This is a genomic window from Geobacillus stearothermophilus ATCC 12980, from assembly GCF_030369615.1.
GTDB lineage: Bacteria > Bacillota > Bacilli > Bacillales > Anoxybacillaceae > Geobacillus > Geobacillus stearothermophilus.
The window spans coordinates 2,253,634-2,278,937 of the sequence record NZ_CP128494.1; the positions used below are offsets into that span (position 1 = coordinate 2,253,634).

Here is a 25,304-nt window from a genome sequence, read left to right on the forward strand (position 1 = left end):
TTAGGGCAAGTGGAGATGTCCGACTGCCTCGCCGCTCTTGCATGCCGCCCCTTGGAAGAGCATCAACTTGAAAAAGCCCTCGAGCGCGAGGAACGGCCCGACCGCCTATTTTTTCTAGGCCTTCACACATTTTTCCCTCCTGCATACGATAAGGTGAAACCAATGTTCACCGCACGTGGACGAAAAGGGGGTAAGCCGCATGAAAAAATGGATCGCATGGTTGTGTTCGCTTCTTCTCCTTTTGCCGCTCGCTGCCTGCAACAACGGCGCCGACGAAGGAAAAAAACCACTTAAAACCGTGCGCCTCGCCGAAGTGACGCGTTCGATTTTTTACGCGCCGCAGTACGTCGCCTTGGCGAAAGGGTTCTTCAAGGAAGAGGGGCTCGATGTCGAGCTGACAACGACATGGGGCGGCGACAAAACGATGACGACGCTTCTTTCCGGGGGCGCGGACATCGCGTTGGTCGGTTCGGAAACATCCATTTATGTGTATGCACAAGGGACGGACGATCCGGTCATCAATTTCGCGCAGCTCACGCAAACCGACGGGACGTTTCTTGTTTCCCGCGAGAAAATCGACCACTTTACATGGGAGATGCTGAAAGGAAGCACGTTCCTCGGCCAACGGAAAGGCGGCATGCCGCAGATGGTCGGCGAGTTTGTGCTGAAAAAACACGGCATTGACCCGCATCAAGATTTGAAGCTGATCCAAAACGTCGATTTCGCCAACATCGCCAACGCCTTTGCGAGCGGGACGGGCGATTTCGTCCAGCTGTTTGAGCCGACGGCGAGCCTTTTCGAACAAGAAGGAAAAGGCTATATCGTCGCTTCGTTCGGCATGGAGTCCGGACGCGTCCCGTACACGTCGTATATGGCAAAACGAAGCTACATGAACGAAAACAAAGACGTGATTGAAAAATTTACGCGCGCGATCTACAAAGCGCAGCAATGGGTCGAATCACACAGCGCAGCTGAAATTGCCAAAGCCATTCAACCGTACTTTAAGGACACGGACTCGGCCATCATCGAAAAAGTGGTTGAGCGCTACAAAAGCCAAGGGACCTACGCGACCGATCCGATTTTGGATGAAGAAGAATGGAACAACTTGCAAACCATTATGGCCGAAGCCGGCGAGCTGCCGAAGCGCATCGACCTGAACACGCTTGTTGATTCGTCGTTTGCCAAAAACGCGATGAACAAGTGACGAAAGCAGGTGAACGAAATGTTTCTTGCCATCGACCGCCTTTCGCACACGTATTTGACGAAAACGAACGCCGTCACTGCACTCGATGATGTGTCGCTGTCCGTCGAGAAAGGAGAATTTGTCTCCTTTCTCGGCCCAAGTGGCTGCGGCAAAACGACGCTTTTGTCCATCATCGCTGGGCTGATTGAACCGACGGAAGGGGCGGTCCACATCGAAGGCCAACCGATTTGGCCGAGCGGAATGGCCGCGCCGACGGCGCGGCGCGCGGTCGGCTACATGCTTCAGCAAGACTACCTATTCCCATGGAAAACAATCGAAGAAAACATCCTTCTCGGCTTAAAAATGACTAGAACGCTAACTGCTCAAACCAAAGAACGGGCGCTCGCTCTGCTGGCGGAGATCGGCCTTGGCGGCGTCGAGTCGTATTACCCGAGCCAGCTGTCCGGCGGCATGCGCCAGCGTGCGGCGCTCGTGCGCACGTTGGCGACCGACCCGAAGCTGCTTTTGCTTGATGAACCGTTTTCCGCCCTCGATCAACAAACAAAGCTGAAACTGGAAGAACTCGTTTGGAAGACGTTAAAACAATACGAAAAAACAGCGGTGCTCGTCACCCATGACATCGAAGAAGCCATCGCCATGAGCGATCGCATTTTCTTGTTTTCGCCGCGCCCTGGGCGCCTTGTGCGGACGTTTGTCATCCCGGATGAACTGCGCGGCCGCCCGCCGCTTGCCGCCCGCCAGCATCCGGCGTTTTCGCCATTGTTCCAATCCATTTGGAAGGAGATGGAGGCTCTTGAATCAAGCTCCTGACCGCATCCAGTCGCTGCACCGTGAATACCTCGCCGCATTGCGCAAAGAGCGGCGAGTGATCCGCCTTTGGCAGACGGCGCTACTTGTCGCCTTTTTCGCCGTCTGGGAAGCGGCGAGCCGCTTTCATTGGGTCGATCCGCTCCTATTCAGTTCGCCCTCCGCCATCGCCAAGCTGTTTGGCGAAAAACTCGGCGATCATTCGCTGTTTGTCCACACGTGGGCGACATTGTTTGAAACGTTGCTCGGCTTTCTGATCGGCACCGCCGGCGGGGCGCTCATCGGCGCGGTCCTCTGGTGGTTTCCGCGCCTGGCGAAAACGCTCGATCCATATTTGGTCGTCTTCAACGCCATGCCGAAAGTCGCCCTCGGGCCGATTTTGATCGTCGCACTTGGGCCGGGATTTACGTCGATTATCGCCATGGGCGTCGTCATTTCGGTCATCATCACAACGATTGTCGTCTATTCGGCGTTCCAAGAAGTTGATCCGAACTATTTGAAAGTGCTGCGGACGTTCGGCGCCACCCGCTACCAATGCTTTAAAGAGGCGGTGCTTCCGGCGTCGTTCCCGGCGATCATTTCGACGTTGAAAGTGAACGTCGGCCTCGCTTGGGTCGGCGTCATCACCGGCGAGTTTCTCATCTCCAAGCAAGGGCTTGGGTATTTAATCATTTACGGCTTCCAAGTGTTCAACTTCACCCTTGTGTTGATGAGCCTGCTCATTGTCGCCTTGCTGTCGACCGTTATGTATCAGCTTGTCGCCTTGATCGAAAAAAAATGGGGAAACCGCCGCTAGCGGGACGCTCGCCGAATGTTGACGGGCGTCTCGTTTCATTCCTGTCCTCCCAATGAGCCGGCATCCGCCGCTTTTGGGAAGCCCATCTTCGGGAACCTCCGATCGGCGCCCCTTTTCAATCGATCAGCCCGCGCTGTTTCAACTTGGCAAGCGCCAGTGAAAGCACGTCATCTTTCATGAAATAGCTGAAACGCTGATCGGCGCGGATGTCATCCGGCAGCGCCTCAAGCAGCACCGGACCGTTCGTTTCCAAATACGACCCCCGCTCGACGAGCGCAGCGATGTCGGCAAAATAAATGTTTTTCACGATATCCGGCTCCACTTTATATTGGCCGATGTATTCGAGCCGGCCGACAATTCCCCCCGTTTCTTCCATCACTTCGCGGGCCGCGGCTTCCGCCGCTGTTTCCCCTTCTTCCACCTTGCCGCCGGGAAACTCAAGGCCGCGGCGCGGATGATCCGTCAACAGCCATCGCCCGCCATAGCGGCACATGACCCATACATGCCCGGGGGAGGGGGAAAACGGATGATCCGCAAAGGCCAGCCGAACGCGATGTCCGTAATAATCGCGAAATTCATGCATCGGACTCTCCCCTTTCCTCTCCCCATTATACAGAAAAACACCGCTCGACTCGCGGCGTTTACTCTTCTTTTTCGTCCGGAAGAATGCCTATCGAGCGGATGTGTGCTTTCGCTTCGTCGTTGCCGAGCTCATAAATCATTTTGTAAATGTCGACCATCGTCCGGTCGTACGCATCGTTTTCCCGGTCGTAATGGTATTGAATATACGGCACGTGGGCGCGCCAAAACGCCTGCCAGTCGGTCGAGTAGTTCTGGTCGAAATACTCGCGCAGGCGGGCGATTTCCTCATCAGTCGCCTCGATTTGAAAGTCCCACGGCGACGCGGTTTTCAATTGGGAAATTTCCCCGGTTGCCATCGACACGTAATACGTCTTTTTCCGTTCGTCTGCCACCTTCGTTCACTCCTTCTGCTCTTTTTGCTTAGTGTGGGGCAATCGGGGAAAACTATGCTCATTTTATTTCATCTTTCAACAGCTCGATCGCCTTGGACGAAGCAAAAGGCCGTCCCCCGGCCTGAGGACAGCCTCCTTATTCTTATCGTCCTAAGAACGATTTCAACATCCAGACGTGTTTTTCCAAGCTGCGATGAATGCCAAGCAGCATATCCCCCGTCGTTTCATCGTTCACTTCATCCGCCAGCTGCATGCCTTCTTTCAATTCGCCGATCATCGTTTCAAAGTCGCCGACAATCGAAGCGACCATTTGCTCCGCCGTTTCCGTCCCGGCTGCTTCTTTGACGGACGCCTGCTTGAGGCAGTCTTTCATCGTCGCCACAGGCTTGCCACCCAAGGCCAACAGCCGCTCGGCCAGTGCGTCAATGTGGATCGCGGCTTCGTTGTACAGCTCTTCGAATTTTTCATGCAGCGTGAAAAACTGCGGCCCGGTGACATACCAATGATAGTTGTGCAATTTCACGTACAACACAGTCCAGTTGGCGATTTGCTTGTTGACAAGATCGATCAGTCGAGTTGTCATCCTCTCACTCCTCCTTATGGTTCTTGTACCCAGCTGGCTTGTTGATGAAACATGGAAAACGTGTCGATGGATAGCTTGCCCGATTTCACCGGAAATATGAACGCCAGCTCTGCCAGATATGGTATAATAAACTGTAGATGAGCAAAATCACTAACATAAATTTACATCGAAACAAAAAAGGAGACATGAACCCGATTCCTTGGTTAGAATAGATGTGCTACCAAACCATTTACAAGGAGGTTCATATCTAATGAATAGATTAGCACATCATCAAGGAATTCACAAGTTTTTCACGATGTTGGGGTTGGCCCTTTATTTTTCAAAACCTGTTATGAAGCATCTCGTTCATATCGTGGATGCGATGATCACGAAGGGCTTTTCGGGAAAACAGCTCCATGTGGCATAAGGGGTACCCTGTTTGTTTCTTTTTACATGGTAATTATTGTTATGAAAATTGCTCATCTACAGTAATAAAAAGAAAAAAGGCGGGCGTCATGATGTACTGGACCTTGATCGTTTGCCTCATCATCGCCGCTGTCGTTCTTGCGCTGGCGGTCGTCACGACTTCCAAAGCGTATGCCTACAAGCATACGGTCGATCCGCTCCCGAATGAACGCGGCGGCGAACAACAAGCCGGCCCGAAGCAGCCGCAGTAGCGGCGCGGGGCCGGCTTGTTCATCAGCCAAACACCTTTTTCAACTCTTCTTTCTCTTGCGAAAGCCAAAAGCGCATCAGCTGTTTGGCCGCCTCTAGATCATGCAGCTTCGCTTGGCCGCATTGCCGCTCGGTCGCGGCTGGCACTTCCGTCGCGGCGAGCGCGTCCTTCATGGCTTCTTCCAACAAATCAATGATCTCGTCCACGGTTGGCGAGCCGCTCACGACAAGATAAAACCCGGTTTGGCAGCCCATCGGCGAGATGTCGATAATATCGAAATGATCATATTTGGCCGCATGTCGGCGCAGCGTATACGCAAGCAGGTGCTCGAGCGTATGAATCGCGGCCGGATCCATCGCCTCTTTGTTCGGTTGGCAAAAACGGATGTCAAACTTATTGACGACGCCGTCGCTGCCGACTTTGTGAACGCCGCAATGCCGAACGTACGGCGCTTTGACCGCGCAATGATCCAATTCAAAGCTTTCCACCGGTGAAGGCATGTCAATCACTCCTAGTTATTTATTCTCTTTTTTATCATAACCAAGACGAGGAACGTTCCGCATCTTTTTTGCCTCTCGTTCGGCTTGGCGTCTATGCCCAAAAAGCAAGGCTGAGTCGGCGCTCCCTTCCGAGCGAACGACAGTTGTTTTTCTTGAACAAAAGAACGGTTTGTTCTATTGTAATCATGATGATCACAGAAAGGAGAACTGTACATGGGCCAATGGCTGATTTGGTGCATCCGCTTTTATCAACGCTTTCTTTCTCCGCTCAAGCCGCCGACATGCCGCTTTTATCCGACCTGCTCGAACTATGGCATCGAAGCGATCCGGCGCTTTGGCGCCATAAAAGGGGGATGGCTGACGGCGAAGCGCATTTTGAAATGCCATCCGTTCCATCCGGGCGGTTTTGATCCTGTTCCTGAATCATCAGAACATGTGAAAAGAAACAAAATCACTTAATGGCCTTGCCATTTGCTTGATTTTTTTATATGATTAATCCTGTAAATCGTAATGATTACGATATAATAAATGCGGACATCTTGAGCCCAGAAAGGAGTTCAATATGAGACTACCATCCATTCTTTTGTCTTTCCTTTTGGCGGCAAGCGCCTGGCTATACGGCTGCCAAGCAAAACCGGAGGCACATAAGGCCCAAACATCGAACGACCCATTGACGATTTATACAACCGTCTATCCGCTTGAAGACTTTACGAAAAAAATCGGCGGCGACGCCGTGAACGTCAAAAGCGTTTACCCGCCGGGAGTAGAAGCCCATACGTTCGAACCGACACCCAAAACCGTGCAGCAGATTGCCGATGCGGACGCCTTCATTTACATTGGCCACGGGATGGAACCGTTCGCCGAAAAACTGCAGGAAACATTACAAAATGAGCACGTCCGATTTCTCGTTGCCACAAACGGCATCGAATTGCTTGAATCGAACCATGAACAGGAGCATGCGCATGGCGAAGGGCACAAAGATGAACACGGAGAGGGACATGAGGAAGAACATGGCCATGAACACGGAGACAAAGATCCTCACGTATGGCTTGACCCCATCCGATCCATTTCGATCTCCGAGAACATCCGCGATTTGCTGATGGAACTGAAACCTGAAAAAAAAGACCTGTTTATGCAAAACTTTGAAACGTTAAAGATGAAACTCGAGCGCCTTGACGGGCAATTCCGTTCAACAGTGGAGAAAGCTCCCAGAAAAGAGATACTCGTTTCCCATCAAGCTTACGGATATTGGGAAGATCGCTACGGAATCAAACAGCTGAGCGTTTCCGGGCTTTCTCCGAGCAACGAACCATCGCAAAAAGAGCTGACTCAGCTCATCCAGACAGCCAAACAGCATCACATCCGCTATGTCATTTTCGAACAAAATGTTCATCCCAAAACGGCGGAAGTGATTCAGAACGAAATCGGCGCCAAGCCGCTCCGTCTGCATAACTTGGAATCGCTGACCGATGAAGATCGAAAAGCCCACAAAGATTACTTTGCTCTTATGGCCGAGAATCTCCGCGTGCTGCAAAAAGCTCTTTATTGAAATACAACCGCCTGCCTCTTTCGATTCGTGGGCTTTCTCATTCTGGCGTTTGTTTATGCACGATAAGCGCTATGTACGGCCAAAACAACAAGGAAAAAGGTGTCCCCAACACGCGTGGGACACCTTCCTTTATGACGTGCGATCTTCTGCCCTGCAGAAAGAAAAGCACCCTTTTCCTCACCCATCACTCTCACTATTGCAGCGAGCGGACATAGGCCGCAATGGCCGCAATTTCTCCCGGCGTCAATGTTTGCATTTCTTTCGTCCGATGGCGCCGGATTGCTTCCTCGATCGTTTTCGCGCTGCCGTCATGCAAATACGGGGCTGTCGCCCATACGCCGCGCAGCGTCGGCGTATCCCACTGTTTGGGCGTCCGCGGGTTTGTGAACCGGGCGCGGGCGTCGCCTTTGGAGGCGCGGTCCTTCGGATTGGCCGTGCCGATATCGTGCAAGTAGGCGGTATTGGCAGTCGTCAATTTCCCGTCCGGCCCGACCGCCTTGACGCTGTCAGTGAAATACTCGCCCCCATGGCAGCTTAAGCAATTCCCTTTCCCGTTAAACAGGCGCTCCCCTTCCTTCGCTTCCGCCGTCAAGCTGCCGTCCGCCTTTCGATACGGGCTTTTCGGCACGGGGAACGAACGCGGGTCGTTCAAGTAGGCGAGAATGGCGTCAAACATATGCTGGACGTTCGGCGGCAGCGGCTTGGACGGGTCGATCGCCGTCATGCCGCCCATCTCGCCTTGCACCGTATGAATGTAGTCGGTAAAATCGTCGCGCGAACCATCCCACATAAACAGCCCGGTTTTCGTCGTCAAAATATTGCTCGGCACGTTGCGCGGCCCTTTCGCCGTCATGAGCGTCAAGCCGTTGATGTCGCCGTCGCTATGGCACGAAGCGCAGCTCATCCAATTGTTTCCTGTAATGTTGATGGCAAACTCGTCGCTGTTGGCGCTGTAAAAGATCGTTTTTCCTTCACGCACGAGCGGGGAGAGCGAATCTTTCGCAATGAGGCGGATCGTGCCGCTCTCCTGCTTCGCTTTCGCATATGGGCTTTTTCCTCCGGTTTTGATCACGGCCAAATCATGGCTCATGGCGTTGTGGACGTAAAGCGTCTTCCCATCCGGCGAAATCGCGATCCCGCGCGGATTGTTGCCTTGGATGCGTCGCAAAATTTGCGTCGCCTTGCCGCCGCGGCGCAAGTCAAAGACGACGAGATCCTCGCTTCCAGACATGACCGCGTACGCTTTGCCGCCGTCCGGGGAAAACGCCACATCGTACGGATTGGAGACGATGATCGTCTCGTTATGAACATCAGTGACATTGATCGCGGCAAACAGCTCTTTCCGCTCGTCCGGCAACTCAACGTCGTTCGTCACATCAATGACCGAGATGGCCGGAAACACCGTTTCCTCAAATTGGATCGGCGTATCGATGTTCGTCAATAAGTGCGGAATATACGCTTTTTTGCCGTCCGGGGCGATGACGATTTGCTCAAGCGTGTTCGGAATGCCTTGGCTCTTTTTTCGATCGGCTTTATCCGGCGACGGGGCGAGGGCGATTTCCTTGACCGCCCGCCGTTTCTTTGTGTCAATCACGGTGACTTTAGCCGCCAAATATTGCGTCACGTACAGCTTCCTTCCGTCCGCTGTCAGCGCCAGCGCCCGCGGCCGATCGCCCACTTGGATGTCTTTGATCCGCTTCCCACTCTCAGCGTCAAACACCGAGACCGTGCCCGAGCGGTAGTTGGCGACATATACTTCCTCCCCATCTGGACTGGTGACGATGCCGAACGGCTCGATCCCCGTTTTCCAACGGTCAACGACTGTCCGCTTGTCAAGCGATACGACGTCCACTTCATCATCGTACATGCAGGAAACATACAGCGTCCGTCCATCCGGGCTGAGCGCCAGCTGGCGCGGTTCGCGGCCGACGGGAATTTCCGCTTCCTTCGTTTTGGTTTTCGCGTTGATGATTGTCACTGTATCCACATCGATGTTGGCGGTGTAGACATAGCGCCCGTCGCTGCTTACGGCGATGTTGTCGCCGTGCGCCGGGGCGTGTCTGACCACTTTCGGCTGCTCATGCCATGCCTTTTCGTCCTGACAGCCGGCCAACAGCGCGGCGATCGCCGCGGCGAACCACCATTTTCGCATTTCAATATTCCCCCGTTTTTTCACGAAAATGATAACCATCCTCAATTTTACAAAGAAAAGCAGCGAATCTCAGTCGTATTCGCCGCTTTCTTTCTGTTATTTGTTGCCGGATCCAACATTGACCTTGACCGTCCGCAACACCGGCGCCACGCCGTATGGGCCGCCGGCCGCCTGCACTTGCGGCACATGGTCGCGGTCAGTGTTGCCCAATTTTTTCCCTTTGATGTAGACATCTCCCGTATCCCAAAACTCACTTGCCTGCATCCCTTCCTGAAGCGTCGGGCCATCGACGATTCGGTCGTAAAAGTCGACGTAGCGGGAGATGATCGTTTCGCGGTCAAGGGATTTCGCCGTCTCATCCGCTTGGTCGTTGTTCAAGTTTTGCAGCGCCACGCGGAACACCCCCGACAACGCGCCGGCGAGCCACGGGGTGTACTTATCCTCTGTTTCTCCCGTATGGTACACGTGCCATTTTTGATCCCAAAAATGGCGGTCCATCGCCTCATAAACAAGGCGCGCCGCATCGCGGTACGCTTCGTCTTTCGTCGCCAAAAACGCCGCCGTCAGCCCGCGGATCGCACCAAGCTGGGCAAGAAGCGTCGGCTCGTCTTGATCCGGCCCTTGGCCGATCGTATAGCCGTTTTCGACAAGCCCGTCTTTTCGCATCAAGTTGTGCATGATAAAATCCGCTTGCCGACGGATGAGCTCAAGCGCCCGCTTTCCTTCCGGCGTGCCAAGCCCTTTGGCGCTCTCTCCGCTCGCATAGCCGACCGGCATCCCGTCAATCGCCCGTTCGAAGATGCGGAGCGCTTCCATTGTATAGCCGGCTTGGAACGTATCGACCCGATTTCCTTGCGTTCGCCCGTCATGTTCGGTCACAAACGCGCCCGCTTTTTCATTGAAATGCATGGCATCGATGTTGCGAAACACTTGCAGCAGCACGTCGCGGTTGACGGAATACGGGTCGTCGGCCACGCGGTCGTTGGCTGGATCGGCATCCACATTTTCTTTTGCCGCTTTCGGGAACGGTTTTCCGTCAAACACGGCCAAAAACGCGGGGTTTTGGTTTTTGTTTTCCGGCCGCTGGTCGGTCATGCCGAAAAACTCCGCCGCCGGCCATAGCATGAGCCATTGATCCTCAAGCAAGCTGCGGGGATCTTTGACGACCAACTTCGCCGCATCCGGCGCCAGCTCGCTTCCCCCTTCAGCCACTTCCACCGCGTGCGGCAAATAGACGAATCCCCCGCTTGGGTTGTAGCGACTACCGGCTGCCTTCGTCAACGCCTGTTGCTTCGCATCATAAAATAAATGGTCACGGATAAAAGCCAGCTTGTTCCATATTTGTTCCGTCAAAATCATCCCTTGCATCCCGTCGGCGGAACTGACGCCAAGAGCGACGTTCCCGCTTTGATCGTCGTTTGGCGTTTTCGCCTCCACCTCTTCATCGCTGTCTTTTTGATGAAAATTCCCCAAAAAGTCGCCGGCCCAAAGCGCTTGCTTCAAAAAGACACCGCCGTAAGCCGATGGCGTGAGCACTTTGTCCATTTTTCCGCGATCCCAGCGAAGCGATTGGAAATCGACTTGATAGACGGGAACGTATGTACCGTCGTCATTTTCCGCGTACACGTCCGTGTCAACCTTTTGCGCATAATGCGGATCGCCGCCGGCGTACTCGATGAAGGTCGGGAACATGTTGCGGAAAATTTCCTCGCGCGGATAGCCGACGCTGTCCGCAAGCTCATAAAAACGGTCGGCGAGTGCTTCATCGGCTGGCTTATGCTGCTGTTCGGCCCGTTGCTTGGCGATCGGGCCGTTGATGAGATGGAGCCCGAGCCCTGACTTTTCCGTCACCTCATACATGGCTTCCTCGGAATACTCGTATGACTCGATGCCGGCCGTATAGTCAAATTTCGTCGGCTCATCCGGCTTTCTCGCGTCAAGGGTGTCCAAATCAAGCCCGAGCCCTTCAGCGAGCGGTTCGCCCGAAAGTTCAAATTCCGAGTAGGCAAACATATTGCCGGCCGTATCAAAATGATCGTCCGCCACCGGCACGTGCAGGCGCGGCGCTTCCGCTGAACGGCCGTTCTCTTTCTCCCCGACGGCGGAACAGCCGGACGCCAAAAGCAGCGAGGCCGCCGCCGACGTGGCCATGACTTTCCAAGGCATGCGTTTCATAACTTGCTCCCCCATTTTATTTAAAAATAACGATTTTCATTTTCAATCTATTTCATTATACGCCGGCGATTCCCTTCATTCAAAGCCGGAATCCGTTCCATCACATTCCGCCCGAGAAAGACGCTTTTCATGCCTCTTCTCCTTCCCTTAAGCCGGAATCCACTCAATGCGGCGTCCGCCCGTCCATAAAAAGCAGCATTCCAGTTCGTTCGGACAACGTCCGATTGTTTTGCGGCATAAGGACGACGCCGTTTCTTTGCATCGCCGAATGGCTTCCTCTTCCTCACACCACAGCAGCACACGAACCCGGTCGCGGTAAACGATGTACAACTCCCGATCCGCTTCTTCGCCCAATCCGCCGTCCGCCAGCAGCAGCGGCTTGCATGCCGCCTCTTCCATCGAACCGAAAAACTGCAGCAAATGATCCGTCACCTTGGCCAACACAAGTCCGTAATGCAACGGCGTCGGAAACATCGACAAAGGAAGGAGCGAACGGTGCTGATCAATCAACCGGAGCAAGCAAAGCGGCGACCGCAGCGAAGGGGCGGTGTCGCAATACGCTTGAATGACGCGGCGAAGAAACCGGCGCAACGCATACGGCCAGACATCCAACGTCTCGTGATGGATAGACACCATGGCTCGCCTCCTGTTTGTTCATGCATGTTTTCCCAGCTGCTCCAACACGGCGTTTATCGAGCTCCATGACCGTTTCGCAAAATAAATAGGCTTGTCTTTGCTTTTCGCCTTCTCTTTCACTTTCTTCGCCAAATTATGGTTCACGTAATCGATCATGACCAATATGGCGTCGACATGCTCCGGAATGTCGCGTTTCACCATATTCACTTTTCGTCCATTGAGATGAATGATTTCCCGGAATCCGGAACGCTCCAATTTATCGGTAATATGGCCTAAATGATCGGCTCCGACAACAAGCAGTGATGCCATCACGAAAACCTCCTTTGCTCGCTTCTTTCTTTTTTATTTTAATTGAGAATGATTTTCTATGTCAATTATAACAAGAGATATTTTCATCATTTTTTTGGACGATGAGCCCCCGCTTCAACGATGGTAAAGAAGGAAACGCCATTTCTGCACGAAATCCTTCTTTTATATTTGGGGAGGCGTGGGAGAACAACCATGATGGAAGCTGTCGATTGCCCCTGCTTCCGTTGATCCCAAGCGGGAGTCTTCTCGATTAGAGATGGATAAAATGCCTGCAAATGCGTCAAACTATAGACGCGGGCGATTTCATCACGACAAGGGGGATGACCATGGCGAAAGATGTTCTTTGCGAAGTGCGCAACTGCCATTATTGGGCGGAAGGGAACCGTTGCAGCGCGGAGTCCATTTATGTGGTCAGCCATGCCGGAAACATGGCGTCTGATTCGTCGGAAACGGACTGCAAAACGTTTACTCCTTCCAATGAAGCGTAACGATTCAGCAAATAAAGCGCTGCCCGGTGTTGCGGGCGGCGCTTGCATCGTTAGAGGGGGATGACGGTGGACAAGCGCGCCAGTCTCATTCAAGCGTTCCAAAAGGAAATGAAGCGGACTCGCCCGATGGCGTCCCCACGTTGCATCGACTCGTTCGCCAATTTGTGGGAGTACGAATTCGGTTCGTTCGAGACGCTGCCGCCGGATTTGAAACGGCTTGTCGCTTATCGAGCGGCTGAGATCGGATGGACGGATGATGACGTGTAAGGCGGGCAAACAGACGAAGCAAGCGCCCTGCTTAAAGACGGGACGCTCGCTTTTCTGCTTCCGGAATCAACGTTTTCAATTCGCGGCGCAATAGTTTTTGCGCCGCATTGCGCGGCAGCGCGTCGACGAAATAAATGCGCGCCGGCACTTTGTATTTGGCGAGCCGCTCGCGGCAAAACTGCTTCAGCCCATGCTCATCAGCCGCAGCGCCTTTTTTCAGCACTACAAAGGCACACGGCACTTGCCCCCATGTGTCATCGTCGATGCCGGTCACGCCGGCTTCTTCGACATCGGGGTGCGACAGCAGCACCGCTTCGATTTCGGCCGGATAGACGTTTTCCCCGCCGGAAATAATGAGATCGGAGCGGCGGTCGAGCACGTACAAAAACCCGTCTTCGTCGACATAGCCGATATCCCCGGTGTAAAACCAGCCGCCGCGGATCGCCCGTTCCGTCTCCTCGGGGCGGTGCAAGTATCCTTTCGTCACGTTCGGTCCTTTGACGACAATTTCCCCAGCTTCATACGGCGCAGCTTGTTTTCCGTCTTGCATAATGCATAGCTCGGCCGGAAAGAGCGGCTTGCCGGCGGAGCCGAGTTTCGTCAGGCTGTATTCGGGCGCCAGCGTCACAATTTGCGATGACGTCTCCGTCATCCCGTACGTCTGGTACACCGGAATGCCTTTTTCCTTGCACGTCTCAAGCAGTGGGCGCGGCGCCGGCCCGCCGCCAAGCAGCATGCAGCGAAACGTATCAGGATAGCGCGCTTCCCCAAGCTCCGCCACCATCCGTTGCAGCATGGCGGCTACCACCGACATGATCGTCACCGTTCCGTTCATAATCAAGGCGTTCGCTTCCTTTGGGTCAAATGACGGCTGAATGTACATCGGCATGCCGTAAATGACACTGCGCATGGCGATCGACAGGCCGCTGATGTGAAACAGCGGCACGGCCGCAAGCCAGCAGTCGCCTTCGTGCAACCCGAGATTGAGCGCCGAGCCGACCGCGCTCCACCAGTGGTTGCCGTACGTTTGCAGCACGCCTTTCGGGGTGCCGGTCGTTCCGGATGTGTACATAATCGTCGCCGTCTCGTCCAACTCGAGCGTTTCCTTGAGCAGAACGTCCACTTCCGAAAGCGCGGCGAGCGCGCTCGTCGTCATCACCCGCCCGTCGCCGCCAAGGCGCCCGGCCAGTTCCTCATCGGCAATGACAAGGCGCGCGCCGCTGTCATCGAGCTGCCAGCCGAGCTCATAAGACGTGAGACGCACGTTTTGCAGCAAGGCGCGCGCGCCGAGCAAAAACAAGGCGTGGACGATCTCGATCATTTCAATGCGGTTTTTCATCAAAATGGCGACGATGTCGCCTTCCCGAACGCCCGCTGCAGCGAGGCGGCGCGCCCATGACGCCGACGCTTCGTACAGTTCGGCAAACGTTTTCGCCCGCTCTCGATCACGAACAGCCGTCCGCTCCGGGGTTAAAAACGCCCGCTGCTTCAGCCAGTTTGGCATTGTGGTCATGCGTTCTCCTCCTTTCGGCCGTTTGGCGTGCCGGCCCATCGCACAAGGCGCCGCCGCTCCCGCCAAAAAACACCCGCCGCTGTGGAAACGTCCTGTTCCGGGGGCGAGGTTGTTCCTTCCTTATGTGCCCCGCTGGCAGCGAGATGCGAAAAAGCAGCTTGATGCGGCATCAAGCTGCTTGGTCCGTTCTCACGGGAAACGCGGGAACTGGCCGAAGTCCGGCTTCCGTTTTTCCTTGAACGCCCGCATTCCTTCTTTCGCCTCTTCCGTCGTATAGAATAGAAGCGTCGCATCGCCCGCAAGCTGCTGAATGCCGGCCAGGCCGTCGGAATCGGCGTTGAACGCCGCTTTTAAGAAGCGAATGGCGGTCGGGCTTTTCTCCAAAATTTCTTGCGCCCATTTGACCGTTTCTTCTTCCAGCTGCTCGAGCGGCACGACTTTGTTCACAAGCCCCATCTCGAGCGCTTCTTGGGCGTTGTACTGGCGGCACAAATACCAAATTTCCCGCGCTTTTTTATGGCCGACGATGCGCGCCAAATAGCCGGCCCCATAACCGCCGTCAAAACTGCCGACCTTTGGCCCCGTTTGGCCGAAAATCGCGTTGTCGGCCGCAATCGTCAAGTCGCAGACGACGTGGAGCACATGGCCTCCGCCGATGGCATAGCCGGCGACCATCGCGATGACCGGTTTCGGAATGACGCGAATGAGCCGTTGCAAATCGAGCACATTGAGGCGCGGAATTTCGTCCTCGCCGACATATCCTCCATGGCCGCGCACTTTTTGGTCGCCGCCCGAGCAGAATGCTTTTCCGCCCGCGCCGGTCAAAATGATGACGCCGATATTCGAATCGTCGCGCGCTTTTGTGAACGCGTCGATCATCTCATTCACCGTTTTCGGCCGAAACGCGTTATGTACTTCCGGACGGTTGATCGTAATTTTGGCGATGCCGTTGTACGTTTCGTAAATAATGTCCTCATAGTCGTACTGCTTCACCCATTCAAACGGCATTTACACTTCCCCCTTTGTCATGAATTCACTTACTATTGTAGCAAAAACACCGGGCTGTTCCACGTGAATTGCATGTCCGGCTCCCGGAACACAGACGAACCTGCTGTCGGGCAGCCGCTCATGCATGCGGGCGGCGATGCGGCAAAACTTTTCATCACGCTCCCCGCAAACAAGAAGCACGGGCATGTCAAGTTCCCTAAGCCGCTCCCACCAAGACGGCTGCACGCCGGTTCCCATCCCGCGCAAGCTGTTGGCAAGCCCTTCAGCCGTATGGCGAAGCCGCTCACGGCGGACCGCCGCCCTTACAGACGCCGGAAGCGCCTGTTGCGTGAAAAAAAGCGGAAGACGCTCCCAATGGTCGACGAACGCACGCACCCCTTCCTGCTCGATCCGCTGCGCAAGCGCCTCATCCGCCTCTCGCCGGGCGCGCCGCTCCGCATCCGTCTGCAGCCCCGGCGAACTGCTCTCCAGCACAAGGCGGCGGACGCGGTGCGGATGCAACATGGCGAAAGTCAACGCCAGCCGCCCGCCCATCGAGTAGCCGACCACGTTCGCTTTCTCGACGCCAAGCTTATCAAGCAACGCCGCCAAGTCGTCGGCGGCGCGTTCGATCCGATACCGCCGGGCGTCCTTTGGCGCTTCCGTCCGCCCATGCCCAAGCAAGTCCGCCGCAATCAGGCGGAACCTCCGCCAAAACGGGTGGAGCGGCCGCCATGTGTCCGCGCTGCCGGTAAACCCGTGCAACAATAAAAGCGGCTCCCCTTCGCCATATTGTTCCACATGGTAACGAACCCCATTCAGCTCCACATCAAACCATTCCTTTATGTTCGAGAAATTTCGCGATTTCCTGGGAAACACGTTCCCACAAAAAACGATGCATTTGGACATTTTCCGCGCGCGACGTGCGCACTTCGACAACATGAAGCCCGCCTGCTTCAAACGATTCCGCCACTTGACGGCGAAATTCGTCCCACGTACGCGGCGTTGCGTGCCGTCCGCCGTACATCCCAACGGCATCGGAAAACGACAAACCGGTCGGCGTGCCAAACAGCGTTTCAAACGGCCCTTCATGACGCGCCTGCGGCAAAAAGGAGAAAATGCCGCCGCCGTTGTTGTTCAACAGCACAATCGTCGCCTGCAATCCGTGCATTTTCGCTGCCAGCAGCCCGTTCAAATCGTGGTAAAACGACAAATCGCCGATCACGAGCGCAAGCGGCCCCGCGGCGGCGCCGGCCCCCAAGGCGCTCGAGACGACGCCGTCAATGCCGTTGGCGCCGCGGTTGGCAAGCACGCGGAGCGGCTTGTCCGTCGACCAGAAAAACGTATCGGCGTCGCGGATTGGCATGCTGTTGCCGATATACAGCAACGCGTCCGGCGGCAACAATTCGGCAAGCTCGACGAACACCTTCCCTTCAAACCATTCGGTTTCTGGCAAGTGCTGCCGCAACACGGTGCGGGCGATGTCGTTCATTTCCCGCCATGCCGCCGACCAGGGGCTTGAGGCCGCTTTCGGTTCGGCCACACGCAACAGCTGCCGGCACAACGCTGTTTCGTCGCTTTGCACCATGCAGGCGGCCGACAGCGTCGGGTCGCGCCAGCCGCCGTCATCGACGACGATTTGGCGGATCGAGCGATGCCGCTTCAGCCATAACAACAGCGGCTTGGACACCGGCATGGCGCCGAAGCGGAGCACGACATCGGGCACAAGCTTGGACGCGATTGCCTCGTCTTTTAAAATCGCGTCATAGCTGTCAATGACATACGTTTTGTCGTGCGCGCCGGCGCGCAACTGCGACAGCGGATCGGCGAGAATCGGAACATCGAGCGCCCGCGCGAGCGCGGTGACCGCCTCGGCGAAACCGGGCCGGTCGAGCGGCCCGCAGATGATCAGCCCGCGTTGAGCCGCGGCGAGCTCTTTATACAGGCCGGCCGCGCTTTCATCAGAAACCGTCGGCTGGCCGTTCACCACACGCGGCACCCCTTTAAGCGCCTGCACGCGCTCCCAGACGCCATCGTCAATTTCCGGAACAAGCGGCTCGCGGAACGGCAAATTGACATGCACCGGACCGGCCGGCGCAGCAGCGGCCGCTCCAACAGCCCTTGCCGCCATCGCCTGCGCATAGCGAAGCATCCCTTCCGCTTCTTCCGGCAGCGCCAAATCGACAAACCATTTTGCATAGCGGCCGTATAAATGAAGCTGATCGATCGCCTGCGGCGCGCCGACATCGCGCAGTTCATGCGGCCGGTCCGCCGTCAGCACGACGAGCGGCACGCGCGAATAGTGGGCTTCGACGAGCGCCGGCAAGTAATTGGCCGCCGCCGTGCCCGAGGTGCACACCAATGCGACCGGCCGCCGCTTCGCTTTCGCCATGCCAAGGGCGAAAAAGGCGGCTGACCGCTCGTCAATGTGCATCGAAAAGCGGAGGGCGGGGTTCCCGGCGATCGCCATCGCCAGCGGCGTTGAGCGCGATCCGGGGCTGATGACCGCCTCCGCCACCCCGGCTTGCACAAGCCCATCGACGAAAGCGGCTACATACAACGACAACGCCTCAGTCATGGTGCATCACTCCTAACGCCGATAACATCGGCGCCATTTTCACGTTCGTCTCCTCGTACTCGCTTTGCGGATCGGAGTCGGCGACGATGCCGCAGCCAGCAAACAAGAACGCTTGACTGCCAGCAAGCAAAGCCGACCGAATGGCGACCGCCCATTCCCCGTCACCATAAGCGTCCACCCAGCCGATCGGAGCGGCGTACCACCCGCGCTCGAGCGGCTCGAGGGCGCGAATCGTTTCCATCGCTCGTTCGCGCGGCGTCCCGCCGAGCGCCGGCGTCGGATGCATCCGTTCCACCAGACGCAACACGGACGGCTCCCGGCAGCCGCGGCCGACAACCGGCGTGCATAAGTGCTGAATATGAGGAAGCTTGAGAAGCTGCGGCCCGTCCGGCATCTCGACCGCCTCGCACACCTCGGCGAACAAGCGGCTGATCATGCGCACCACAAATTGATGTTCTTGGCGGTTTTTCCGGTCGGAAAGCAGCCAGGCGCCGAGCCGTTCGTCTTCTTCGACCGTCGCCCCGCGGCGCGCCGATCCCGCCAGGCAAATCGAACGGCACGTCTCCCCCTCTTTTTGGACGAGCTGCTCCGGCGATGCCCCGATTAAACAGCGGCCGTCTTGTTCAAAGGCAAACAAGTAGGCAAACGGCTGCTGCTCGCGAAGCCGGGCCAATACGGAGCCAGCATCGATCGTTCCGGCAAATGTCAACTGCCGGGCGCGGGCGAGCACGACTTTGTCAAGCGCCCCGGCGCGAATCGAAGCGATCGCCTGTCGGACCGCCTCCATCCACCGTCCGCTGTCTGCTTCCCGAGCCGCGACGAGCGCGGGAAGGGGGGCCGGAAGCGGCGGTGCAGCGATTCGCCCAAGCAGCCGGCCGACCTGCTCGATTTCCCGCCCCCCACCGCCGGCAGGCAGCGTGACGGTCAGCTTCGCCTGCCCGTTCCGCATCGAAAGAAGCACAGCCGGCGCGATCAGTTTTCCGGCTGAAAACCCGCGCCATACGTCCGTCGGCGTCCGGTGCGGATCAAAGGAAAACCCGCCGAACAGCAGCGGCGGCGCATCCGTGTCGCCATGCCGCTCGATTTGGCTGGCCCACTGCCGGCGGCGCGCATCGACCTCGCGAAACCGCCCGTCCTTTTCCCCCGTCTCAATTGCATGCACCGAGCCGAGGCCGACCAAGATGGTGCCGTCGCTTCGGTCCGACCAAAAAAACCGTTCGCGGAATCCGCAAGACGGCCCTTGCATAAAAAAAGAAACCGGATCGACGCCTTCCAACGATTCCGTCCAGCTGACAAACGGCCGCGCCGCCCGCACCACCAATTCGTGCAGTTGTTGTTGGAGTGTATGTTGAAATCCAATCGCCACGATCCTCACGCTTTCTTTCGTAAAATTCCCTCTCCATCCCCTACTTCCCATTATCCATTATATATAATAGGAAATCATTTATCTATCAGAAAGGGTTGACACGCCTAAAACCTTTTCCTACACTTATTTTGCGCGGAAACCGATCATATTTTCAAGGAATATAAGGGGAATGGATATGCAACCAGTCACACATATCGGCCACCGACCGCCGGCTCGCCGCGACTGGCGCGTCTTTTGGCGGCTGACGCGTCCGCATACGCTGACAGCGGCGTTTGTGCCAGTCTGCGTCGGCACGGTGCTGGCGATGGGAGAAACGTCTGTCAATTGGCTGTTGTTTGTCGCCATGATGGCCGCCTCGTTGTTGATTCAGGCGGCGACGAATATGTTTAACGAATATTACGATTACAAGCGCGGCCTTGACTCGCCGGAATCGGTCGGCATCGGCGGCGCCATCGTCCGTGACGGCCTGAAGCCGAAAACGGTGCTGGCGTTGGCGTTTGCCTGCTTTGGGGCAGCGATGCTCATCGGCGTCTACATTTGCGCGCAAAGCAGTTGGTGGCTCGCGCTTGTCGGAACGGTCTGCATGGCGGCCGGCTACTTTTACACCGGCGGTCCTGTTCCGATCGCCTATACACCGTTTGGCGAACTCGCCGCCGGATTTTTCATGGGCTTTATGATCATTTTAATTTCCTTTTTCATCCAAACAGGCGGCGTGAGCAAAGAAGCGGTGCTCGTGGCGATCCCGGTCGCCATTTTCATCGGCGCCATTTTGCTGGCCAACAACATTCGCGACTTGGACGGCGACCGCGAAAAAGGACGAAAAACGCTCGCCATTTTAATCGGCCGCGACTGGGCGATCCGCGTGCTTGCCATGATGTTTGCCGCCGCGTTTCTTTGGACGGTGGCGCTTGTGCTGTTGGGCATCGTGCCGTTTTGGGCGATGCTCGTCTTGCTGAGCGCGCCAAAAGCAGCGGCCGCGGCGCGCGGATTCATCGGTAAAACGAAACCGGCGGAGATGATGCCGGCGATGAAGGCCACAGCGCAAACGAATACACAATTTGGCTTTTTGCTCGCCATCGGCTTGCTTGTCGGCCAATGGCTGTAAACACGGTCGAAACGGCCGTGTTTTTTTTTTTGATTTTCGCCCATACTACACCATATAGATAGGCTCCCGCGGCGAAACCATTCGCCGCCAACGGAAGGATGAAACGATCCCTGTGTTTGAAAGGCTCCAGACATTTTCAAGTTTGAATCCATGCAAGACAGACGCTGCAAGGAAGGGGTTGCAACCGATGTTGACGAACGAACAACTCGCCGCCTTCCGCTCCACATTGCTTGAGATGAAGCGGGACATTGAAGACCGGCTGAATCAAAACGACCATTTCGGCATGACGCGCAGCCACGCCCACGATGCGGTCGGCGAGCTGGCAAGCTACGACAACCATCCCGCCGATGAGGCGACTGAACTGTATGAGCGGGAAAAAGATTTGGCGTTGGACGACCATACAGAGCGCGAATTCCGCGAGATCGAGCGGGCGCTGAAAGCCATCGATGACGGCACGTACGGGATTTGCCGCACATGCGGCCAGCCGATTCCGTACGAGCGGCTTGAGGCGTTGCCGACAACGCTTTATTGCCGGGAGCACAGCCCGGACCAAATCGTCTCGCAAAAGCGGCCACTCGAAGAAGGGGTACTCATGCCGCCGTTTGGCAAATTCGATTTTGACGACCGCGACGAATCGGTCGCCTATGACGCCGAAGACGCTTGGCAGGAAGTCGCCCGCTACGGTTCATCGGACACGCCGTCCGACCTTGGCAAAAATGTTGATTATTACGGAGAAGTATACGCCGAATCGGAGGAGCACGTCGGCTATGTCGAGGATTTGGAAAATTTCGCTGCTGTCGATTTGTACGGGCGAAATGTCAAAGTGTATCCGACGCGGGAGCACGAATGGCTCGAAAACATATTGGATGACGAAGGCATCATGTCAAACATCGGCGACTTGCCGGCGTATGAAAAAGACCCGTATACGGTGAACGAAAGCTATCGCCGCTACGATGAGCGCCCGACCCAGCAAAACTTCGGGGAACCCAATCCGTAGACAAAGGGCCTCCGTGCGATGACCTCTTGAAGTGGGGAATGCGGCCAGGCGGCCGGTTCAGTTTGACGCGCTCCAAAGGCCGACTTCCAACGTGGGACGCACGCCTTGCCATGGTCCGCTGACAACAAGCGCCTCATGTTCCAATGGCGGGAAACTCGCCAACGGGCCAGTCTGTTTTCAAACGAGCACGGGTTCTCGCGCCGCCTTCCAAACGATGGGCACATGGTTGCCCGTGCTTGTTTGAAACGGAGGAGGGGCGGATTCCGTAGTACATAACGGAATGTTGCAAAAACCTTTGGATGGAGGAGAAACGATGAATGCCCATGAGATCGATTACCGGCTGTACGGCGATGACATGCAGTTTGTCGAGATCGAACTCGATCCACGCGAAAGCGTCATTGCGGAAGCGGGCGCCATGATGATGATGGAAGACGACATCGCGATGGAAACGGTCTTTGGCGACGGCTCCTCAGCCGGAAAAGGACTGCTCGGCCGCCTCGTCGGCGCCGGGAAACGGCTGCTCACCGGGGAAAGTCTGTTCATGACCGTGTTTACAAATCAAGGCAGCGGCAAGCGCCGCGTCGCCTTTGCCGCTCCGTATCCGGGAAAAATCATTCCGGTCGACTTGAGCGAACTGGGCGAGAAACTCATCTGCCAAAAAGACTCGTTTTTATGCGCCGCCAAAGGGGTTTCCGTCGGCATTGAGTTTCAACGCAAGCTCGGGGCCGGCTTTTTCGGCGGGGAAGGGTTTATTATGCAAAAGCTGGAAGGAGACGGCCTCGCCTTTTTGCACGCGGGCGGGACGATCCAACGCCGCGAACTGCAACCGGGGGAAAAGCTGCGCATTGACACCGGTTGCCTTGTCGCCATGACGAAGGACGTCGACTACGATATTGAATACGTCGGCAACATCAAAACCGCCTTTTTCGGCGGGGAAGGGTTGTTTTTGGCGACCGTCACCGGCCCCGGGGCGGTGTGGGTGCAGTCGCTCCCGTTCAGCCGGCTCGCTGACCGCGTGCTTGCCGCCGCTCCGAGCGCCGGCGGACGGTCGGTCGGCGAAGGCAGCATCCTTGGCAGCATCGGCGATTGGCTAGACGGCGACGATTGAAACAAAATCAGGCGTTCAAACCGAACGCCGGCCGGTTCCGCCAACGCGAAACGGGGCGTTCCAACAGGGCGGCCCCGTTCCGTTTATGCCGTTGCCGCCGCAGTCCGGCAACAGCCATACATCCGACCTCTTTCCGCTGCAAGCCGTCGCTCCTTGGCCGCTGTTTTGCCTCCGCACAGGAAACCGTCCCAAGCCCGGCGTTTGGAAACGGCGGAATCGATCGTTCAGACCGGCTCAGACGGAAAAGGTTCATCATGCCAAAGACAAGTTCGTGATGGCGAGCGGCTGGTCGTTTGCGCCTCTGAGATGATTCGAAGCGGCCGCGCTCGTCTTTAGGGGCGCCTGTTTCCCGCCGGGCTTTACATCGACGGCGAAATGCCCCAAATCTCAGCCGCGTATTCCGCGACGGTCCGATCGCTGGCAAAGTAGCCGGAGTGGGCGATGTTGACGGCGCTCATCCGCCCCAGCCCGCCGTTGCCAAGCCCGGCGTCCGCCTTACATTCCTCGACATCTTCGAGGCGAATGCCGAGCTCGCGCAATCCTTCCTCGACGACCGAACGGACGCCGAGGTTTAACAAATTGTTGCCGAGCAGGCGACCCAACAAAAACTCAATCGACAAATAATACACTTGTTTCCACCGTTGCGCCCGGTAGCGTTCATTCGTCGTGATCCAATGGCGGCTGATATGTTCGCGCACCATCTGGCCGAGAACGTGATAATGATCGCGCGCCGTCGATTCGGCAAACGGTTTGCCGCACAGCGCCTCGACCCGCACCACAAACGCCCGTTTGAACGTTTCTTTAGGTTGATCAGCCGCTCCTTTCAACACCACGCCCGGTTCGACCTTGGCGTCTTTATCGATAATGACGCCATCGAGGACGCAGCCGTCGCCGATTTGGCACTTTTGCATATAATGCTGTTTTTCACGACCGCTCCTTTGCCGATACGGACGCCTTGAAACAGCAATGAACGCTTGACCGTCCCTTCGACGACGCACCCTTCATTGACGAGTGAGTTCGCCACTTCCGCCTCCTGGGAAATGTATTGCGGCGGCTGATTCGGATTGACGGAATAAATGCGCCATGAGCGGTCGAACAAGTCGAGCTCGTTGTCCTCATCCAACAAGTCCATGTTCGCTTCCCACAAGCTTTTCACCGTGCCAACATCTTTCCAGTAGCCTTGGAACGGGTAGGCAAACAACCGCTTGCGTTCGCGAAACAAAAGCGGGATGATGTCTTTGCCGAAATCGTGCGACGAATGCGGGTCATCGTTGTCGATTTTCAAGTATTCTTTCAACAGCGGCCAATTGAAAATGTAAATGCCCATCGACGCCAAATTGCTCTTTGGCTCCGCCGGTTTTTCGGCAAACTCGACAATTTGCATCTCGTCATTCGTATTCATAATGCCAAACCGGCTCGCTTCTTCCCATGGCACTTCAATAACGGAAATCGTCACATGGCCTGTTTGGTGATATGGTAGTCGAGCATCTGCCGATAGTCCATTTTGTAAATGTGGTCGCCGGACAGCACGAGCACGTAGTCCGGGTCGTACTGTTCAATATAATTCACCCGTGGTGCTAGATAAACTCAAACAAGCATAAAAATAGCCCTTGCATGAGGATCCCCTTAAAATGAAAGTGCAACCAACCATTAAAAAGGAGGATCCCTATGCAAGAGCACTTTCATTTTACTACAGATCGAGCCAAGATTCAAAAGCAATATGCCGCCATTTTCGTTTTTGTTTCTGCTCAACTTTCATGCATTCAGGTGCATCTTCATCGTCGAAATCGCCATTTGGTCAAGCAAGAGGACGCTGTCATCATCGCCATTCATCTTTTAGGAAAGCTGCTCGGTTTTACTTCACGGGCATGGCATCGTTTTGTCACGGGAAATTTGTTCACAAACGTCTCGTTTCTCGAACGTTCCCGGTATAACCGCCGCTGCCGGGCGCTTGGCTTCGCTATCAAATGGATTGCCGTCGTGAGCAAAACGCGGCCAACATCATGCCTATGCCGTCGTGGACAGCTTGCCGCTCCCGTTGTGCCATACGGCAAGAATGCATCGCGTCAAACGGTTTCAAGAGATCGCCGACATCGGGTATTGCGCTTCCAAAAAGCAATGGTACTACGGGTTGAAGCTGCACCTTCAAGTGACCGATCAAGGGCTGCCAATGGGGTATGTGGTGACGGAAGCATCTTGCCACGATCGAATCGCAGCCGAAAGCGTGATGACCCAAATTCCCCACCCGTATAACTTTGGGGACAAAGGATTCATTAGCCGTGACTTGCAAAAAAGGCTGTACGAAGAATACCAAATGGCGCTTTGGACTCCGTCTCGAAAAAACCAGAAACATCGTGCGTCCGAGGCATGGGAGAAATGGATCCAACAAAAACGCAAAGTGATCGAGACGGTGTTCTCGGTTCTGGTTGACCACTATCGCATCACGGGGATCCGAGCCAATTCGATTATCGGATTTGAAGTGGCACTAGACGGTATATTGTTAGCTTATTCCCTGGTTACACTTGGGCTAGTTGAGCGCTAAAGCTCAACTAGCA

24 protein-coding genes and 4 pseudogenes are annotated in these 25,304 nt (G+C 55.8%); 13 read left to right on the top strand and 15 right to left on the bottom strand.

Going from position 1 to position 25,304, the window contains the following annotated elements; translation table 11 throughout:
- Positions 1 to 199 precede the first annotated feature (199 nt).
- The 3 genes from QSJ10_RS12160 to QSJ10_RS12170 are packed head-to-tail and all read left to right on the top strand — an operon-like array spanning position 200 to position 2,807.
- On the top strand, positions 200 to 1,204 hold the full coding sequence (locus tag QSJ10_RS12160; protein WP_053532815.1) for an ABC transporter substrate-binding protein: 1,005 nt from the start codon (positions 200 to 202) through the stop codon (positions 1,202 to 1,204).
- Positions 1,205 to 1,222: 18 nt separating this feature from the next.
- On the top strand, positions 1,223 to 2,014 hold the full coding sequence (locus QSJ10_RS12165) for an ABC transporter ATP-binding protein (RefSeq protein WP_033014562.1): 792 nt from the start codon (positions 1,223 to 1,225) through the stop codon (positions 2,012 to 2,014).
- Complete coding sequence (locus QSJ10_RS12170) at positions 1,998 to 2,807, top strand: ABC transporter permease (RefSeq protein ID WP_033014564.1); 810 nt, start codon at positions 1,998 to 2,000, stop codon at positions 2,805 to 2,807. Before QSJ10_RS12165 ends, QSJ10_RS12170 begins: the two co-directional genes overlap by 17 nt.
- 115 nt (positions 2,808 to 2,922) lie before the next feature.
- Here QSJ10_RS12170 and ytkD read toward each other — a convergent pair whose 3' ends face one another.
- The 3 genes from ytkD to QSJ10_RS12185 form a co-directional block, all read right to left on the bottom strand.
- On the bottom strand, positions 2,923 to 3,390 hold the full coding sequence (ytkD, locus tag QSJ10_RS12175) for an RNA deprotection pyrophosphohydrolase (protein WP_033014565.1): 468 nt from the start codon (positions 3,388 to 3,390) through the stop codon (positions 2,923 to 2,925).
- Between the two features lie 58 nt (positions 3,391 to 3,448).
- Positions 3,449 to 3,781 (bottom strand): hypothetical protein, encoded by a 333-nt coding sequence (locus tag QSJ10_RS12180; protein WP_033014566.1) that lies wholly within the window; start codon positions 3,779 to 3,781, stop codon positions 3,449 to 3,451.
- A 142-nt stretch (positions 3,782 to 3,923) separates the two neighbouring features.
- Entirely contained in the window at positions 3,924 to 4,364 is a 441-nt protein-coding gene (locus tag QSJ10_RS12185; RefSeq protein WP_033014567.1) for a Dps family protein, read from the bottom strand.
- A gap of 250 nt (positions 4,365 to 4,614) precedes the next feature.
- On the opposite strand from QSJ10_RS12185, the pseudogene QSJ10_RS12190 reads away from it, so the two are divergent.
- Together QSJ10_RS12190 and ytzI are read left to right on the top strand one after the other, a co-directional pair.
- Positions 4,615 to 4,749, top strand: a pseudogene (locus QSJ10_RS12190) (IS701 family transposase); the annotation flags it as partial.
- Positions 4,750 to 4,858: 109 nt separating this feature from the next.
- A complete protein-coding gene (gene ytzI, locus QSJ10_RS12195; RefSeq protein ID WP_080706505.1) occupies positions 4,859 to 5,020 on the top strand; it encodes a YtzI protein in 162 nt (53 codons plus the stop codon).
- Positions 5,021 to 5,042: 22 nt separating this feature from the next.
- Here ytzI and QSJ10_RS12200 read toward each other — a convergent pair whose 3' ends face one another.
- Positions 5,043 to 5,519, bottom strand: coding sequence for an S-ribosylhomocysteine lyase (locus tag QSJ10_RS12200; RefSeq protein ID WP_011232335.1), 477 nt, complete (start codon positions 5,517 to 5,519; stop codon positions 5,043 to 5,045).
- Positions 5,520 to 5,732: 213 nt separating this feature from the next.
- Between QSJ10_RS12200 and yidD the strand changes: the two genes are divergently transcribed.
- Both yidD and QSJ10_RS12210 read left to right on the top strand, forming a co-directional pair.
- Positions 5,733 to 5,978, top strand: a complete 246-nt coding sequence (gene yidD, locus QSJ10_RS12205) for a membrane protein insertion efficiency factor YidD (protein WP_033014569.1) — start codon at positions 5,733 to 5,735, stop codon at positions 5,976 to 5,978.
- Between the two features lie 103 nt (positions 5,979 to 6,081).
- Positions 6,082 to 7,068: a metal ABC transporter substrate-binding protein gene (locus tag QSJ10_RS12210; RefSeq protein ID WP_033014572.1), complete on the top strand. Its 987-nt coding sequence runs from the start codon at positions 6,082 to 6,084 to the stop codon at positions 7,066 to 7,068.
- Between the two features lie 193 nt (positions 7,069 to 7,261).
- Here the strand turns inward: QSJ10_RS12210 and QSJ10_RS12215 are convergent, their stop codons facing one another.
- The 4 genes from QSJ10_RS12215 to QSJ10_RS12230 all read right to left on the bottom strand — a co-directional run bounded on the left by QSJ10_RS12215 (position 7,262) and on the right by QSJ10_RS12230 (position 12,340).
- Entirely contained in the window at positions 7,262 to 9,220 is a 1,959-nt protein-coding gene (locus QSJ10_RS12215) for a beta-propeller fold lactonase family protein (protein ID WP_033014604.1), read from the bottom strand.
- A 96-nt stretch (positions 9,221 to 9,316) separates the two neighbouring features.
- Entirely contained in the window at positions 9,317 to 11,395 is a 2,079-nt protein-coding gene (locus QSJ10_RS12220; RefSeq protein ID WP_049626449.1) for an extracellular membrane-anchored protein, read from the bottom strand.
- 147 nt (positions 11,396 to 11,542) lie between these two features.
- Positions 11,543 to 12,031 (bottom strand): hypothetical protein, encoded by a 489-nt coding sequence (locus QSJ10_RS12225; RefSeq protein ID WP_033014575.1) that lies wholly within the window; start codon positions 12,029 to 12,031, stop codon positions 11,543 to 11,545.
- Between the two features lie 18 nt (positions 12,032 to 12,049).
- The gene (locus tag QSJ10_RS12230) at positions 12,050 to 12,340 is read right to left on the bottom strand and encodes a DUF2325 domain-containing protein (RefSeq protein WP_013144398.1); all 291 of its coding nucleotides are present in this window, start codon (positions 12,338 to 12,340) and stop codon (positions 12,050 to 12,052) included.
- 326 nt (positions 12,341 to 12,666) lie between these two features.
- Here QSJ10_RS12230 and QSJ10_RS12235 point away from each other — a divergent pair, with 326 nt between their 5' ends.
- A complete protein-coding gene (locus QSJ10_RS12235; RefSeq protein WP_064502500.1) occupies positions 12,667 to 12,828 on the top strand; it encodes a DUF1540 domain-containing protein in 162 nt (53 codons plus the stop codon).
- Positions 12,829 to 12,894: 66 nt separating this feature from the next.
- Positions 12,895 to 13,095: a hypothetical protein gene (locus QSJ10_RS12240; protein ID WP_033014606.1), complete on the top strand. Its 201-nt coding sequence runs from the start codon at positions 12,895 to 12,897 to the stop codon at positions 13,093 to 13,095.
- 31 nt (positions 13,096 to 13,126) lie between these two features.
- On the opposite strand, the gene QSJ10_RS12245 is transcribed toward QSJ10_RS12240, so the two are convergent.
- The 5 genes from QSJ10_RS12245 to QSJ10_RS12265 form a co-directional block, all read right to left on the bottom strand.
- Positions 13,127 to 14,608: an o-succinylbenzoate--CoA ligase gene (locus QSJ10_RS12245; RefSeq protein WP_053532760.1), complete on the bottom strand. Its 1,482-nt coding sequence runs from the start codon at positions 14,606 to 14,608 to the stop codon at positions 13,127 to 13,129.
- 189 nt (positions 14,609 to 14,797) lie between these two features.
- Positions 14,798 to 15,616: a 1,4-dihydroxy-2-naphthoyl-CoA synthase gene (gene menB, locus QSJ10_RS12250; RefSeq protein ID WP_033009854.1), complete on the bottom strand. Its 819-nt coding sequence runs from the start codon at positions 15,614 to 15,616 to the stop codon at positions 14,798 to 14,800.
- Complete coding sequence (menH, locus tag QSJ10_RS12255) at positions 15,617 to 16,423, bottom strand: 2-succinyl-6-hydroxy-2,4-cyclohexadiene-1-carboxylate synthase (protein ID WP_033014576.1); 807 nt, start codon at positions 16,421 to 16,423, stop codon at positions 15,617 to 15,619. It abuts the gene before it with no gap.
- A gap of 1 nt (position 16,424) precedes the next feature.
- The gene (gene menD / locus QSJ10_RS12260; RefSeq protein WP_033014578.1) at positions 16,425 to 18,173 is read right to left on the bottom strand and encodes a 2-succinyl-5-enolpyruvyl-6-hydroxy-3-cyclohexene-1-carboxylic-acid synthase; all 1,749 of its coding nucleotides are present in this window, start codon (positions 18,171 to 18,173) and stop codon (positions 16,425 to 16,427) included.
- Positions 18,166 to 19,539, bottom strand: a complete 1,374-nt coding sequence (locus tag QSJ10_RS12265) for an isochorismate synthase (RefSeq protein WP_033014579.1) — start codon at positions 19,537 to 19,539, stop codon at positions 18,166 to 18,168. The genes menD and QSJ10_RS12265 overlap by 8 nt, the downstream gene beginning before the upstream one ends.
- 175 nt (positions 19,540 to 19,714) lie before the next feature.
- Here QSJ10_RS12265 and QSJ10_RS12270 point away from each other — a divergent pair, with 175 nt between their 5' ends.
- From QSJ10_RS12270 to QSJ10_RS12280, 3 genes are all read left to right on the top strand, one after another.
- A complete protein-coding gene (locus QSJ10_RS12270; RefSeq protein ID WP_033014607.1) occupies positions 19,715 to 20,644 on the top strand; it encodes a 1,4-dihydroxy-2-naphthoate polyprenyltransferase in 930 nt (309 codons plus the stop codon).
- Between the two features lie 187 nt (positions 20,645 to 20,831).
- Positions 20,832 to 21,641 (top strand): yteA family sporulation protein, encoded by an 810-nt coding sequence (locus QSJ10_RS12275; RefSeq protein WP_053532761.1) that lies wholly within the window; start codon positions 20,832 to 20,834, stop codon positions 21,639 to 21,641.
- 313 nt (positions 21,642 to 21,954) lie between these two features.
- Complete coding sequence (locus QSJ10_RS12280; RefSeq protein WP_033014611.1) at positions 21,955 to 22,749, top strand: TIGR00266 family protein; 795 nt, start codon at positions 21,955 to 21,957, stop codon at positions 22,747 to 22,749.
- Positions 22,750 to 23,198: 449 nt separating this feature from the next.
- On the opposite strand, the pseudogene QSJ10_RS12285 reads toward QSJ10_RS12280, so the two are convergent.
- Together QSJ10_RS12285 and QSJ10_RS12290 are read right to left on the bottom strand one after the other, a co-directional pair.
- Positions 23,199 to 23,579 (bottom strand): annotated as a pseudogene (locus QSJ10_RS12285) (glycogen phosphorylase); the annotation flags it as partial.
- A gap of 106 nt (positions 23,580 to 23,685) precedes the next feature.
- A pseudogene (locus QSJ10_RS12290) lies at positions 23,686 to 24,318 on the bottom strand (sugar phosphate nucleotidyltransferase); the annotation flags it as partial.
- Positions 24,319 to 24,417: 99 nt separating this feature from the next.
- Between QSJ10_RS12290 and QSJ10_RS12295 the strand changes: the two are divergent.
- Positions 24,418 to 25,291: pseudogene (locus QSJ10_RS12295) on the top strand (IS982 family transposase).
- The last annotated feature ends 13 nt before the right edge of the window (positions 25,292 to 25,304 follow it).

Coding starts and splice junctions, on each gene's coding strand:
- QSJ10_RS12160 (WP_053532815.1), top strand. CDS start 200: ATGAAAAAATGGATCGCATGGTTGTGTTCGCTTCTTCTCCTTTTGCCG.
- QSJ10_RS12165 (WP_033014562.1), top strand. CDS start 1,223: ATGTTTCTTGCCATCGACCGCCTTTCGCACACGTATTTGACGAAAACG.
- ytkD (WP_033014565.1), bottom strand. CDS start 3,390: ATGCATGAATTTCGCGATTATTACGGACATCGCGTTCGGCTGGCCTTT.
- QSJ10_RS12185 (WP_033014567.1), bottom strand. CDS start 4,364: ATGACAACTCGACTGATCGATCTTGTCAACAAGCAAATCGCCAACTGG.
- ytzI (WP_080706505.1), top strand. CDS start 4,859: ATGATGTACTGGACCTTGATCGTTTGCCTCATCATCGCCGCTGTCGTT.
- QSJ10_RS12200 (WP_011232335.1), bottom strand. CDS start 5,519: ATGCCTTCACCGGTGGAAAGCTTTGAATTGGATCATTGCGCGGTCAAA.
- yidD (WP_033014569.1), top strand. CDS start 5,733: ATGGGCCAATGGCTGATTTGGTGCATCCGCTTTTATCAACGCTTTCTT.
- QSJ10_RS12210 (WP_033014572.1), top strand. CDS start 6,082: ATGAGACTACCATCCATTCTTTTGTCTTTCCTTTTGGCGGCAAGCGCC.
- QSJ10_RS12215 (WP_033014604.1), bottom strand. CDS start 9,220: ATGCGAAAATGGTGGTTCGCCGCGGCGATCGCCGCGCTGTTGGCCGGC.
- QSJ10_RS12220 (WP_049626449.1), bottom strand. CDS start 11,395: ATGAAACGCATGCCTTGGAAAGTCATGGCCACGTCGGCGGCGGCCTCG.
- QSJ10_RS12225 (WP_033014575.1), bottom strand. CDS start 12,031: ATGGTGTCTATCCATCACGAGACGTTGGATGTCTGGCCGTATGCGTTG.
- QSJ10_RS12230 (WP_013144398.1), bottom strand. CDS start 12,340: ATGGCATCACTGCTTGTTGTCGGAGCCGATCATTTAGGCCATATTACC.
- QSJ10_RS12235 (WP_064502500.1), top strand. CDS start 12,667: ATGGCGAAAGATGTTCTTTGCGAAGTGCGCAACTGCCATTATTGGGCG.
- QSJ10_RS12245 (WP_053532760.1), bottom strand. CDS start 14,608: ATGACCACAATGCCAAACTGGCTGAAGCAGCGGGCGTTTTTAACCCCG.
- menB (WP_033009854.1), bottom strand. CDS start 15,616: ATGCCGTTTGAATGGGTGAAGCAGTACGACTATGAGGACATTATTTAC.
- menD (WP_033014578.1), bottom strand. CDS start 18,173: ATGACTGAGGCGTTGTCGTTGTATGTAGCCGCTTTCGTCGATGGGCTT.
- QSJ10_RS12270 (WP_033014607.1), top strand. CDS start 19,715: ATGCAACCAGTCACACATATCGGCCACCGACCGCCGGCTCGCCGCGAC.
- QSJ10_RS12275 (WP_053532761.1), top strand. CDS start 20,832: ATGTTGACGAACGAACAACTCGCCGCCTTCCGCTCCACATTGCTTGAG.
- QSJ10_RS12280 (WP_033014611.1), top strand. CDS start 21,955: ATGAATGCCCATGAGATCGATTACCGGCTGTACGGCGATGACATGCAG.